At 66.5% G+C, this 13630-nt stretch carries 11 protein-coding genes; 6 read left to right on the forward strand and 5 right to left on the reverse strand.

Annotated elements, in window-relative coordinates; translation table 11 throughout:
* The first annotated feature begins 3 nt into the window (after positions 1 to 3).
* A complete protein-coding gene (locus BLQ58_RS26175) occupies positions 4 to 753 on the forward strand; it encodes a lipoate--protein ligase family protein (protein ID WP_092603292.1) in 750 nt (249 codons plus the stop codon).
* A 16-nt stretch (positions 754 to 769) separates the two neighbouring features.
* Here BLQ58_RS26175 and BLQ58_RS26180 read toward each other — a convergent pair whose 3' ends face one another.
* Positions 770 to 1495: a DUF3047 domain-containing protein gene (locus BLQ58_RS26180; protein WP_092603261.1), complete on the reverse strand. Its 726-nt coding sequence runs from the start codon at positions 1493 to 1495 to the stop codon at positions 770 to 772.
* A gap of 156 nt (positions 1496 to 1651) precedes the next feature.
* Between BLQ58_RS26180 and BLQ58_RS26185 the strand changes: the two genes are divergently transcribed.
* The 4 genes from BLQ58_RS26185 (at position 1652) to BLQ58_RS26200 (ending at position 5347) form a co-directional block, all read left to right on the forward strand.
* Positions 1652 to 1870, forward strand: coding sequence for a hypothetical protein (locus BLQ58_RS26185; protein WP_092603263.1), 219 nt, complete (start codon positions 1652 to 1654; stop codon positions 1868 to 1870).
* A 62-nt stretch (positions 1871 to 1932) separates the two neighbouring features.
* Positions 1933 to 2760 (forward strand): polysaccharide deacetylase family protein, encoded by an 828-nt coding sequence (locus BLQ58_RS26190; protein ID WP_254776171.1) that lies wholly within the window; start codon positions 1933 to 1935, stop codon positions 2758 to 2760.
* Positions 2761 to 2855: 95 nt separating this feature from the next.
* On the forward strand, positions 2856 to 4961 hold the full coding sequence (gene fusA, locus BLQ58_RS26195; protein ID WP_092603265.1) for an elongation factor G: 2106 nt from the start codon (positions 2856 to 2858) through the stop codon (positions 4959 to 4961).
* A gap of 134 nt (positions 4962 to 5095) precedes the next feature.
* Positions 5096 to 5347, forward strand: coding sequence for a GlsB/YeaQ/YmgE family stress response membrane protein (locus BLQ58_RS26200; RefSeq protein ID WP_029051595.1), 252 nt, complete (start codon positions 5096 to 5098; stop codon positions 5345 to 5347).
* Here BLQ58_RS26200 and BLQ58_RS26205 read toward each other — a convergent pair.
* The 3 genes from BLQ58_RS26205 to BLQ58_RS26215 form a co-directional block, all read right to left on the reverse strand.
* Entirely contained in the window at positions 5312 to 8437 is a 3126-nt protein-coding gene (locus tag BLQ58_RS26205) for a transglycosylase domain-containing protein (RefSeq protein ID WP_175460014.1), read from the reverse strand. The two genes, BLQ58_RS26200 and BLQ58_RS26205, sit on opposite strands and share 36 nt — an antisense overlap.
* 296 nt (positions 8438 to 8733) lie before the next feature.
* Entirely contained in the window at positions 8734 to 9759 is a 1026-nt protein-coding gene (locus BLQ58_RS26210; RefSeq protein ID WP_092603267.1) for an aldo/keto reductase, read from the reverse strand.
* A 123-nt stretch (positions 9760 to 9882) separates the two neighbouring features.
* On the reverse strand, positions 9883 to 10797 hold the full coding sequence (locus BLQ58_RS26215) for a LysR family transcriptional regulator (RefSeq protein ID WP_092603269.1): 915 nt from the start codon (positions 10795 to 10797) through the stop codon (positions 9883 to 9885).
* A gap of 106 nt (positions 10798 to 10903) precedes the next feature.
* On the opposite strand from BLQ58_RS26215, the gene BLQ58_RS26220 reads away from it, so the two are divergent.
* On the forward strand, positions 10904 to 12169 hold the full coding sequence (locus BLQ58_RS26220; RefSeq protein ID WP_092603271.1) for a GDSL-type esterase/lipase family protein: 1266 nt from the start codon (positions 10904 to 10906) through the stop codon (positions 12167 to 12169).
* A 73-nt stretch (positions 12170 to 12242) separates the two neighbouring features.
* Here BLQ58_RS26220 and argG read toward each other — a convergent pair whose 3' ends face one another.
* On the reverse strand, positions 12243 to 13568 hold the full coding sequence (gene argG, locus BLQ58_RS26225) for an argininosuccinate synthase (protein ID WP_029051041.1): 1326 nt from the start codon (positions 13566 to 13568) through the stop codon (positions 12243 to 12245).
* Positions 13569 to 13630 lie beyond the last annotated feature (62 nt).

Below are 13630 nucleotides of genomic sequence, written 5' to 3' on the forward strand. Positions count from 1 at the left end.
TTGATGCACGCCACGACGTTTTCGTTTGCCGATGCCGACCCCGCGGGGACCGATCCGCTGCAGGGCGAACTGGCGCTGCTGGACCACGCGGCCCGTTCGGGCCCGGTAGCCCAGTTGTGGGAAGCGCCACTTTCGCTGGTGATCCCGCGCAGCTACCTGCGCCAGCCCGGCATCGAGGCGGCCCGCGCCGACTTTGCCGCCAAGGGGTGTCCGGTCTGGCTGCGCATGTCGGGCGGCGGCCTGGTGCCGCAGGGGCCGGGCATCCTCAATGTCAGCCTGGCCTATGCCCTGCCGAAGGGCGCCGCCAGCTGGATGGAACCTGTCTACCTGCACCTGTGCGAGGTCATCGCCGTCGGCCTGCGCCAGGTGGGTGTGGAAACGCACTGGCAGGCCGTGGAAGGATCGTTCTGCGATGGCCGGTACAATCTGGCCTGGGGTCCCGGCGACAGGGCACGCAAGATCGCCGGCACCGCCCAGTACTGGCGGCGGGCGCCCTCCGACGTGCAGACGCCCGACGGCCAGCGCCACCTGGTCCTGGCGCACGCCATCCTGCTGGTGGATGCCGATCCGGAGGACATCAACGCGCGCGCCAATGCGTTCGAAGCGGCCATCGGCAGCGGCCGGCACTATGACCCGGCCAAGGTAGTCAGCGTCAGGGAAGCCGCCGGGCTGGACGATGCCAGCGGCCTCACCGCGCGCGTGTCATCGGCGATCCAGGCGGCCATTGCGGCCTCCACGCCGCCGGGTTGCTAGGTGCGGCGCGCCAGTGCTACTTGCCGGGCAGGAAGCCGATATCGCCGTACCAGGCCCGCGCCGTGGCGCCGGTGTTGTCGGTGTCGGTCAGGATGCCGTACCCGGTGAGCTTGCCCGGCGCTTCGTGAAACGCCTTCTGGAAGTCGCTGACCACGTTGCGGCGCAAGGTCTGCCATTTGCCGGCCTCGTTGCCCACCACGATCATCTGCACACGGCTGGTATGCGGATTGGCGATGACCGTGCCCACTGGCGCGCTGTTGGTCCAGATGTACATCAGCGTGGCATAGGGCAGCTTTTCGCCTGCCACACCGGCGGCCAGCGCCTCGGCGCGGTCGCCGATCGACAGGTTGCTGCTGCGGCCGTCGAAGAAGAACACCAGGCGGGCCGGGGCATCCTCCCTGGCGCCCACGCTGTTGTCGGCACCCGGAATGGCCGCTGCAACTTTCCAGCGCCATTCGACAACCGGCGTCTTCGACAGGTCGATATCGCCTTCGTGGACCAGGCCCGACGCGGCGCCGGCGGCATCGGCCTGCAGCACCGTGGTACCGTTCGCGGCGACCAGCGCATAGCGGGTCAGCTTCTTGCCGGATACCACGGGGCGGTTCTGCCAGCCATCGGGCAGGGCGCCGCCGGGCTTGCCGGCCGAAAACGAAACGCCGGGGCCGTCCGCCAACGCCGGCAGGGCGGCGCAGCACAGCAGGGCGGACAGCAGGACAGCGGCTGCAATAGGGGGGCGGACCATGGGACGGCCTTCGTGTTCAGGTGAAAGGGTTCGCGCAAGCGTCGCGAATTCCTCATCATTCTAGGTAGCCTGCCGGCAACGTGCCGTGAGCCGGCGACTGATTGCACGATCGGACGCGCGCTGACATCCCCTGGACGATGGGAAAGGAATGTTGGGATGGGACTGCTGATCGAAGCCATCGGCTGGCTGTTCATGGAACTGATCTTCTACGGGGTCTTCTATGCCATCGGCTGGGTGGTGCTGATGGCCATCACCTTCGGGGGCTATCCCGGCCGCTGGCGGGGGCCCGACAACCATGTCGACGCCGAGTTGACAGCCTTTGCTGGTTTGATCGCCACGGTCATCGCCGTGGTCTTTGTTTTGAAATTGCCTTGAAGATCACTTTTACTTTGCGCCCCTACGTATTGCCCATTTTCCGTCCCCTCGTCGCAGCGGCCATGGCCGCCACGCTGGCGTTGTCCGGCTGCGCGGTGGGCCCAGACAAACCCCTGCCGCCCGACACCGCCGCCCGCCTGGCGCCGGTGCGCTTCCTGCTGACGTTGGACGATGGCCCGGACTCCGGCCCCTTTGGCGGGACGCCGCTGATCTTGCGCCAGTTCGCCGACAATCCGGTCACGCCGGGTGTCAAGGGCATCTTTTTCGTCCAGACTGAAAACCCGCGCCGGGGCGGTGGCCCGGAAGGCCGCGCGCAGATGCACGAAACCTGTGCACAGGGCCAGCTGATGGCCGTCCACAGCGGCATGGTGGGGGGCCATATTTCCCATACGAAGCTGGCGCCCGACGTCCTGGCGGCATCGCTGCGGCGCGGCCAGGCCGACATCGCGGCCCAGTGCGGACAGGCGCTCGCCGTGGTACGGCCGCCCAACTGGGCTTACAGTGCCAGCACGCAGGCCGTGTATGCCCAGGCGGGCCTGGGGATGCTCATGGCCGACGCCAGCGCGCGCGACGGCAAGATCTATGGCTGGACCATCAGCCTGCGCCGACGCCCGCACATGCGCCGCGAACTGGAAAACGTGGGCCAGGCGATGGTGGCCCACCGCCTGCCCGCCGTGGACGGCGTGACGCCAGTGATCGTGGCCTTCCACGACTCCAACGGCTTCACGGCATCGCACATGACGGAATACCTGCGCATCCTGGTGGAAACCGCCCGCGACAACGGCTTGCCACTGGCAGACCCGCCGTTCTATACCGATACTCAGGCAGCCGCGCGTGCAGCACTGGCGCGCGCCGCCGCAGGCGTCTACGCACGCGAAAGCTGGCCCTGATTGCCCCGCTATGCCTTATGCGGCATGGGGAAATACGCGCATATCGCGGAAGTGCTACGCTTGTCGGCCCGTGGTGCCGAACCAGGAGAAACACCGTGCCCCGCAAGACCCCCATCGAACGCTACCGCAACATTGGCATCAGCGCCCATATCGACGCCGGCAAGACGACGACGACGGAGCGCATCCTCTTCTATACCGGCGTGAATCACAAGCTGGGCGAGGTCCATGACGGCGCGGCCACCATGGACTGGATGGAGCAGGAGCAGGAGCGCGGCATCACCATCACGTCGGCCGCCACCACGGCGTTCTGGAAGGGCATGGCCGGCAACTATCCCGAGCATCGCATCAACATCATCGACACGCCGGGCCACGTCGACTTCACGATCGAGGTGGAACGCTCGATGCGCGTGCTCGACGGCGCCTGCATGGTCTACGACGCCGTGGGCGGCGTGCAGCCGCAATCGGAAACCGTCTGGCGCCAGGCCAACAAGTACAACGTGCCGCGCATCGCCTTCGTCAACAAGATGGACCGCGTTGGCGCCGACTTCCTGCGCGTGCGCGACCAGATCCTGAGCCGCCTCAAGGGCAATCCCGTGCCGATCCAGATTCCGATCGGCGCCGAGGACAACTTCCGCGGCGTGGTCGATCTGGTCAAGATGCAGGCCATCGTCTGGGACGACGCCAGCCAGGGCGTGCGTTTCGAATACACCGACATTCCGGCCGACCTGAAGGATCTGGCCCAGGAATGGCACGACAAGATGATCGAGGCCGCCGCCGAGGCCAGCGAGGAACTGCTCGAAAAGTACCTGGGCGGCGAGGCGCTGAGCGAGGCCGAGATCAAGACCGCGCTGCGCAAGCGCACGGTAGCCGGCGAGATCCAGCCGATGCTGTGCGGCAGCGCGTTCAAGAACAAGGGCGTGCAGGCCATGCTCGACGCCGTGATCGACTACCTGCCCTCGCCAGTGGACGTGCCCGCCATCCTGGGCCACACCGAGGACGACAAGGAAGCCGAGCGCCATCCGAGCGATGACGAGCCGTTCTCCGCGCTGGCCTTCAAGATCATGACCGACCCGTTCGTCGGCCAGCTGATCTTCTTTCGCGTGTATTCGGGCGTGGTCAATTCCGGCGATACGGTCTACAACCCCGTGAAGGGCAAGCGCGAACGGCTGGGCCGCATCCTGCAGATGCACGCCAACGTGCGCAACGAGATCAAGGAAGTGCGCGCCGGCGATATTGCCGCCGCCGTCGGCCTGAAGGAAGCCACCACGGGCGACACGCTGTGCGACCCGGACAAGGTCATCATCCTGGAACGGATGTCGTTCCCCGAGCCCGTGATCTCGCAGGCGGTGGAGCCCAAGACCAAGGCCGACCAGGAAAAGATGGGCATCGCGCTGAATCGCCTGGCGCAGGAAGATCCGTCGTTCCGCGTGGCCACCGACGAGGAATCGGGCCAGACCATCATCTCTGGCATGGGCGAACTGCACCTGGAAATCCTTGTGGATCGCATGCGGCGCGAGTTCGGCGTGGAGGCCTCGGTCGGCAAGCCGCAGGTGGCCTACCGCGAGACCATCAAGAGCGCGGCCAAGGACGTGGAAGGCAAGTTCGTCAAGCAGTCGGGCGGGCGCGGCCAGTACGGCCACGTGGTGCTCAATGTCGAACCGCTGCCGCAGGGCGGCGGCTACGAATTCGTCGATGCGATCAAGGGCGGCGTGGTGCCGCGCGAGTTCATCCCGGCGGTGGACAAGGGCATCAAGGAAACGCTGGAGACCGGCGTGCTGGCCGGCTACCCGGTGGTCGACGTCAAGGCGACGCTGGTGTTCGGTTCGTACCACGACGTGGACTCGAACGAAAACGCGTTCCGCATGGCCGGCTCGATGGCCTTCAAGGAAGGCATGCGCCGCGCCAAGCCCGTGCTGCTGGAGCCGATGATGTCCGTCGAGGTGGAAACGCCCGAGGAATTCACGGGCAACGTGATGGGCGACCTGTCGTCGCGGCGCGGCATCGTGCACGGCATGGAAGACATCGCGGGCGGCGGCGGCAAGATCGTGCGCGCCGAGGTGCCGCTGGCGACGATGTTCGGCTATTCCACGTCGCTGCGCTCGTTGACGCAAGGCCGCGCGACGTTCACGATGGAATTCAAGCACTACGCGGAAGCGCCGGCCAATGTGGCCGAGGCCGTGATCAGTTCGCGCAAGACCTGAGCTGCCCGGGGCCTGCGGGCCTGAAGGGAGCGCGGCGCGCCGGTCCGCTGGCGCGCCGCCGATGTACCCCGGTTCGTCACATGACGGTGGCACGATAGGCCACCGGTCCCTCTTCGCAATGGAAGGAGCGCATCATGATGGCATTTCTCGGTACGGTATTGGTTGGCCTGGTCGTGGGACTGATTGCGCGGGCGATCAAGCCCGGCGACGACAAGATGGGCTGGATCATGACCATCGTCCTGGGCGTGCTGGGCGCGCTGCTGGCGGGCTATGTGGGTCGCGCGATGGGGTTCTACCGGGCAGGCGAGCCGGTAGGCTGGATCGCCTCGATCATCGGCGCCATCGCCCTGCTATTTATTTACGACGCGGTCCGCCGCAAGCGCTAGGTTTGCCGGCGCCGGGTCCTCGGCGGCTGGCGCCAGCGAGGCTGTCGAGGGCTGGATCGCCATCAGGGTCGTGTCCTGGCAGCGCAGCAACGTGGCGTCGCTGCCCGGCGCGGCCATGGCCGTGATCTGCGGGGCCAGCGCCCGCAGCACCCGCACCGCCAGCGCGCTGGTAAACGAGTAACGCGCCGCATACGGCTCGCGAACGTGCAGCGTCACCGTGCCGAAGTACCGATCGCCTACCAGGAAGACGAACGTCGCCGAGCGGTTCACCGTGCGCGACGCGATCACGCGTCCACCCGGCCCGTAGGTCTGGAACACCTGCTCGCCCGTGCCGGTCTTGCCGGCAACCAGCAGCGGCCCGCCTTGCGGCTGGCCCTTGCGGTTCAGCGGCACGAACGCGCCGTTGATCGACTTGGCCGTGCCCCGCTGCACCACGTCCAGCATCGACTGCCGCACCAGCACTGCGATTTCAGGCGCAATCAGCGGCTTGCCCGGACTGGGCTGCAGGCTGTACGTGGTGGCGTACGGCGTGGCCGACGCAAAGGCGAACATGCGCACCGTGGACGGCCGTGCATCCACGCCGTTGTTCAGGATGATGCCGGCCAGCTCGGCCAATGCCGAAGGCCGGTCGCCCGACGCACCGATCGAGGTGGCGTACGACGGCGTCAGCGTATCGAACGGATACCCCAGCCGCTGCCAGCGCCGGGCGATCTTCTCGAAGGCCTCGCGCTCCAGCAGCGTGCGGATGCGGCCATCCTGCCCCAGCTTGCTGCGCGTCTTGAACAGCCACACGTACACGGCCTGCCGCTCCTGCGCGCTCTGCTGCAGGACGTCCTTCAGCGGGGCGTCGGGATGCGTGCCCAGGTACTCGACCATCCACAGTTCCAGCGGATGGATCCGGGACAGGTAGCCGCGGTCGTTGAGGTTGAACTTGTCGTGGCCGTACTTGGCATAGAGCTTCTGCAGATCCTCGTCATCGAACTTCTGCTTGGGCATCCACTGCCGCAGCGTGCGCGCGAAGGTCTCGTAGTCCATGTTGGGCCGCGCGCTCAGCAACGCCACCGACAGCCGCACGGCGCCCAGATGCGGCGTGGGCTGCTTCACGCGGCTGAGCAGCACCTGCAGCCGCTCGTCGTTGGTCTTGCCACGGTAACGCTGCCAGAAGTTGACCATGAAGGCGCTGCCTTCCTCGTCGGCAAAGCGTTCCAGGTAGGGGCGGCGGCCCGGGTCGTTGCGATCCTCGATCAGCGAGCCGGCCTCGGGATGCGCCAGGAACACCTCGTACCGCACGATATCGCGCATCATGCGGATGAACACGAGGTTGACCGAATGCTGGAACCCGATGCGCACGGTCATCGGCCGCTCGCCTTCCCACTTCTCGAAATTGGTGAAGCTCTGCATGCCACCGCCTGTATAGAACGCCTCGCCGGGATTGCCCGAATACTTGCGTTCCATCGCGGCATCGAGCATGGCGGCCCGCTCGCGTTCGGCCGGCTTGGCCTTGATCAGGTAGTCGACGGCCCACCGTGTCAGCGCGTCCTGGCGCGGCACCTGCACCGCCTTCAGGTCGGCTACGCTCATGCCCGCGTAGCGGTCGTGCAGTTCGTTGATGACTTCGAGGTAAGTGACCAGCGTGCGCAACTTGGCGGTGGACCCCAGGTTCAGCCGCGCGCCGGCATTGATGTCGAACGGCTGGTCGACGTTGTCCGTCTGCACCCGCACGACGGCCGCGTTGCCGACGCGCTCGAACAGGGTGAAGCTGGCCACGAGCCGCGACGGGTCGTCGCCTTCCTTGAGCAGGTTCTTGCCGTAGAGCCCCATCTCGCGGGCGCCATCCTTGGTACCCACGCGCAGCAGCGTCTCGGTCACCTTGCGCTGTGCCTCGCGATTGACGGTGCTGTCCACGGTCAGGTCGAGCCGGTCGAGGTCGTAGCGGCTGTCCACATGCAGCATGTGCTGCACGTCGTTGCGTACCTGGTTGATCGCCTTGCGCGTGACCCAGGGGTCGGGCGCGGGCCGCTTCGGCGGCGCCGCCTTGTCCAGCGACTGCGCCAGCGCGGCGTCGCGCAGTTCCGGCGTGATGGCGTTGGCCGACGCCAGCAGGCGCAGGTAGCTGCCGGTCAGTGCATCCAGGTTGGTGTCGTCGCGCCTCAGGTGATATGACGGGCGCCGCTGCGAGATGATCAGCGACAGCACGCGCTTGTACACCTGGGCCGCGCGCGGCGACGGATTGCGCGGATCCATCTCGCGCAGCAGCTGGTTGGCTTCGGCGAAGTCTTCGCCATACCAGACGTACAGCGCGTCGCCGACGCCTTCGATTTCGCCATGACCCGACCGCGCCGACAGCGGCACCGTGTTGACGTAGTCGACCACGATATTCTCGCGCGCCCGCTGCGTGTCCGGCCCGTCGTGGTACGCACGCAGTGAAGCGGAGGTCATCTGCCGCAGCTTGTCGGCAATCGATTGGGTCTTGCCTTCGGGCGAATGACGGTATTTCTCGATCTGCGTGGCCAGCGTGCTGCCGCCGGGCTGGCGGTGGCTTCGATCGACCAGGCGGATGCCCTGGTCCATGACCGCGCGCGAAAACCGGCGCCAGTCCAGCGCCGGATTCATCATGGGGTACTCGGGATTGAGCAGGTTCTGGTTTTCGACGAACAGCAGCGACGTGACCAGCACCTTCGGAATCGAATCGAAATTCTCGTACTGCCGCTGCGGATAGCGGTCGTACGACATCGTCAGGGCATTGCAGTCGCGGATCAGCAACCCGGCCTGGGTCTTTTCCCGGTACGGCGGGAAAATGCCCTGGTCCATCAGCCGGACCATGTCATATGACATGCGGGACTGCGACGTCGTGACATAGCCTTCCCGAAGTAACCGTTCGCCGAATTCGCCAAGGCGTTCGTAGCCAAGACGCAGATCGTAGGGGCCGGAGTGCGGATAGCGGATGCTGTCGCTCGGGCCGGGCAAAACTTCGAAGGTCAATGACTTGCCCAGCCGGCTCATATAGCGAGCCTGCCATTGAGAGGTCTGAGCCTCGTTGGAGACGAGACTCACGACAATGTACGCGCCGCCGCATACGGCGACTGCCATCCCTGCAAGGACCCAGCCACGACGTGACACGTTTCGCATCCGGTTGCGCCGGGCCTACCGTTTCGGCAGGCATCGCCGGCTCAAAGCCTGCGCCACATGACCTTCATTCGAAAGCCACCGCGTGTATTTATATTACGCGGATCGCTGCGGAATGTGCGACGGAAGTTGGCAACCGCACGTATTCAAACGCACCGGCGTGCGCGGCGCGCAACAGGCAGCTTGGGCATCACACCCCTGTGTATTCCGGGAGGGCAATGCCGGCTGCCGTTGTCATTTTTACGCCATGACGGGCGAGTTCAGGCTGCTGTGACGGGGCGTCCGCCGAACGGATAGTTCGGGTCGTTGTAGCCATGGGTGGATGCATGGCCACGCGGAACGAGGTCGTCGACCAAGGCCTCTTCCTGCGCCGAGATGACCGCGCCCACCGCACCAAAATAGTCCTCGAACTGTGCCAGCGTACGCGGGCCGGCGATGACCGAGCTGATGATCGGATTGGCCAGCACCCAGGCGGTGGCGAACTGGCCCGGCGTGAGCCCGCGGGCTTCGGCATGCGCCTTCAGCGTCTGGGCGATGACCAGCGACTCTTCGCGGAATTCGGTTTCCATCATGCGGCGGTCGGCGCGGCCGGCGCGCGAGTCCGCCTGCGGCGCCTGGCCCGGCAGGTACTTGCCGGTCAGCACGCCTCGCGCGATCGGGCTGTAGGGCACCACGCCCAGGCCGAAATGCTGGCACGCCGGCAGGATTTCCACCTCGGGCATGCGGTTCAGCAGGTTGTAGTACGGCTGGCATGCCACCGGACGCGGTACGCCCAGTTTGTCGCACAGCGCGGCGATCTCGGCAATCCGCCATCCGCGGAAGTTCGACACGGCCCAGTAGCGGATCTTGCCGGCGCGGATCAGGTCGCCCATCGCGCGTACCGGCTCTTCCAGGTTGGCACCGGCGAAGTCGCGATGCAGGTAGAGGATGTCGATGAAGTCCGTATCCAGCCGGCGCAGGCTGTCTTCCACCTCGCGCAGGATCCAGCTGCGCGAGTAATTCTGCTGGTTCGGCCCGCTGCCCATCGGGTTGCCGAGCTTGGTCGCCAGCACCCAGTCGTGCCGCTGCCCTTGCAGCAGACGACCTACCATTGATTCGGACGCGCCCTTGGTGTACACGTCGGCCGTATCGATGAAGTTGACGCCGTGCGCGCGGGCGCTGGCGACGATGCGTCCCGCCTCGGCTTCATCGGTCTGGTCGCCGAACATCATCGTGCCAAGGCACAGGGTGGATACGTTCAGGTTGCTGGCGCCCAGGCGGCGGTACTGCATGGTGAAATCTGGCATGACGAGGTTCCCCGATTAGCGAAGCCGAAGCAGAAAAGGCAAGCGGCCCTGATATCCATCCGGGCCGGCATCGCGCATTGTGCCGCGTTGCGGCGCAGCTTGCAGGGCGGGCTCGCATTTCCGCTATGTATCGGCCGGGGCGAAACCAGGCAGCGCCGGCAGGCGCTCGGCCAGGAACGCCAGCAGGGCACGCGTGCGGGCCGGCTGGTATCGGCGCGACGGATAGACCAGGAACGCCTCCTGCGGCAGGCCATGCCAGCCTGGCAGCACGGGCACCAGGTCGCCACGGTCCAGCAGGTCCTGCACCAGCCAGGCCGGCGTCAGGCCCAGCCCTGCGCCGGCCAGAAAGCTCTCGCGCATCGCCAGCGAGTTGTTGACGCGATAGCGGCAGATCGCCTCGACACTGGCGGTACGGCCACGTGCATCGGTCAGCACGATCTCTTCGCCAGCCGCCAGCCACGTGAAGCGCAGTAACCGATGGTCGATCAGGTCGGCCGGCTGCCGCAGCGGCGGATGACGGGCCAGATAGCCGGGCGCGGCCACAAGCATGCGTGGCGATACGGCGATGCGACGCGCCACCACGTTGGGCGGCAGCGACGCGCCCAGACGCAGCGCCACATCGACGCCGGCCTCCACCAGATCGACAAAGCGGTCGTCGAACCGCAGATCGATATCGACATCCGGAAAGGCCTGCAGGAATTCGAGCACCAGCGCGTTCAGCCGCAGCACCCCCAGGCTGACCGGCGCGCTGACGATGATCCGGCCGGATGGATGGTTGGCCAGCCCGCGCGCCTCGCCCACGGCTTCGCCATAGGCATCGAGCACGGTCAGCGCCTGCGCGTAGAACCGGCGGCCCGCTTCGGTGGCCGTCAGCCGCGTGGTCGTGCGTTCCATCAGCCGGACGCCGAGGTCCGACTCCAGCGCGGCCAAGGTCTTGCTGACGGTGGGTTGCGACGTGCCGATTTCACGCGCCACCGCCGACAGGCTGCCCAGTTCCATCGCCCGGGCGAAGACTCGCATTGCCTTGAGGGTATCCATGGCAGCCCATTCTCTATTGGCATGAGTGATATGCCATTCTGCCACCTACCTGCAAGTATCGGAATGAGTGACATTGGGATCCTCTTTACGACTTCAGGAGTCTCCGATGTTCTCAACGTCATGGATGCGCGCGATGGCGATGTCCGGCAGCCTGCTTTCCGGTGCCGGAATTGCCGGACAGGCCTCGCCCGACGCCGCCCCCGCCGCCAACTTGACCACCAGCTGGGCCACGACATGGGTCGCCAGCCAGCAGCCGGTCTGGGCCCCGGGCGCCCAGCCGCTGCCCACTGGATTGCCCGAACCGATCCACGACGCCACAGTCGTGCAGCGCGTGCGCATCAGCGCGGGCGGCCGACGCGTGCGACTGGTGCTGTCGAACCGGTATGGCCGGCAGGCCGTCCACATCGAAGCGGCGGGCATGCAGGGCAAGGCGGCCCATCTCGGGCGCCCGGTCACATTTGCCGGCCATGCCGCGGTGGCCGTGCCGGCCGGCGGTACCGTGACGAGCGATCCAGTGGACCTCGACGTGCCGGCGCTCGATACCCTGGCCGTGGGCCTCTACCTGCCCCGGCCCACGACGTTGGCATCGTTCCATTGGGATGGCCGACAGACGGCATACATCGTGCCCGGCAATCAGGTCGATCGGGCCGGCCAGCCGGCGACGCGCGAGGCACGCACGTTCCAGGCACGCATCCTCCTGGCGGCCATCGAAGTCGAAACGCCGGCGCCCTATCCGACCGTCGTGGCCATCGGCGATTCCATCACCGAAGGCAATGGTGCGACACCCGATGCCGATCGCCGCTGGCCCGACCAGTTGGCAACCCGGCTGGCGCACCAGCGCACCGCCGTGCTCAATGCCGGCATTTCGGGCGGGCAGTTGCTGCGCGACGGCATGGGCGAATCGGGCCTCGGACGCTTCGGTCATGACGTGCTGGCTGTGCCGCACGTACGCAGCGTGGTCGTGGCCCTGGGCATCAACGACATCGCCTGGCCCGGCTCGACGTTCGCACCGGACCGCAAGCTGCCGACCGTGGACGAACTTGCCGGCGGATATCGCAAGCTGGTCGCGCAGGCCCGCGCCAGCGGCGTGCGCGTGATCGGCGCCACCATCACGCCCTTTGCGGGTGCGCTCGATGGCAGCCCGATCCACGGTTATTCCTCGCCGGAGAAAGAGGCCCTGCGGCAGCGGGTGAATCACTGGATCCGCACCAGCGGCACGTTCGACGCGGTAGCCGATTTCGACGCCGCCGTGCGCGATCCGGCCCACCCCGAACGCCTGCTGCCGGCCTTCGACAGCGGTGACCACCTGCACCCGGGCGACCAGGGTTACGCGGCCATGGCGGCAGCCATCGATACCGCGCAACTGTTCTGAGCCAAAAAAAAACCGGCACGATTGCTCGTGCCGGTTCTTGGTTTCAGCGTGCCGTCGCGGCCGCTGCGGCGGCTCAGTCTTCGAGCTTGGGCAGCGCGGCGCTGGTCTGCGACGACAGCAGGCCGGTCTTGGCATACGTCTGGAGCTTCTCGCGCGTGTCGACGATGTCGAGCGTACGCATCGTCAGCTGGCCGATACGGTCCAGCGGCGTGAACATCGACTCGCCCTTTTCCATCGTCAGGCGCTCGGGCTTGTACGTCAGGTTCGGCGAGGTGGTGTTCAGGATCGAATAGTCGTTGCCGCGACGCAGCTCGATGGTCACTTCGCCGGTGATGGCGCCCGCCACCCAGCGTTGTGCGGTTTCGCGCAGCATGATGGCTTGCGGGTCGAACCAGCGGCCCTGGTACAGCAGGCGACCCAGGCGGCGGCCGTTGTCGCGGTACTGCTCGATGGTGTCTTCGTTGTGGATGCCGGTGATCAGGCGCTCGTAGGCGATGAACAGCAGCGCCAGGCCCGGGGCTTCATAGATGCCGCGGCTCTTGGCTTCGATGATGCGGTTCTCGATCTGGTCGCTCATGCCCAGGCCGTGGCGGCCACCGATGACATTGGCTTCCATGAACAGGTCCACGGCGTTGGCGAACGTCTTGCCGTTCAGCGCCACAGGCTGGCCTTCCTCGAAGCGCACGGTCACTTCCTCGCGCTTCACTTCCACTTCGTCGCGCCAGAACTGCACGCCCATGATCGGCTGGACGATGCGGATGCCCGAATCCAGGTGCTCCAGATCCTTGGCCTCGTGCGTGGCGCCGAGCATGTTCGAATCGGTCGAGTAGGCCTTTTCGGCCGACATCTTGTACGCATGGCCGTGCTGGCGCATGAATTCCGACATTTCGGCACGGCCGCCCAGTTCGTCGATGAACTGCTGGTCCAGCCACGGCTTGTAGATCTGCAGGCCCGGGTTGGTCAGCAGGCCGTAGCGGTAGAAACGCTCGATGTCGTTGCCCTTGAACGTGCTGCCGTCGCCCCAGATGTTGACGCCGTCTTCCTTCATGGCGGCCACCAGCATCGTGCCGGTCACGGCGCGGCCGATCGGCGTGGTGTTGAAGTACGTCACGCCGGCGGTGGAGATGTGGAACGCACCGCACTGCAGCGCGGCGATGCCTTCGGCCACCAGCTGGGCGCGGCAGTCCACCAGGCGGGCGGCTTCGGCGCCGTAGGCCATGGCACGGCGCGGAATGTCGTCGTAGTCCGGCTCGTCCGGCTGGCCCAGGTTGGCGGTGTAGGCGTAGGGAATGGCGCCCTTCTGACGCATCCAGAGGAGCGCGGCGCTGGTGTCCAGGCCGCCCGAGAATGCGATACCGACGCGCTGGCCGGAAGGAATGTGCTGCAGGATGGTAGTCATCGCCAGAAAACCAGGTGAATTTGTCGGCTCTTGGGGCGCCCCCACACGAACTGGCCGTGCGG

This window comes from Ralstonia sp. 25mfcol4.1 (assembly GCF_900104095.1).
Lineage (GTDB): Bacteria > Pseudomonadota > Gammaproteobacteria > Burkholderiales > Burkholderiaceae > Cupriavidus.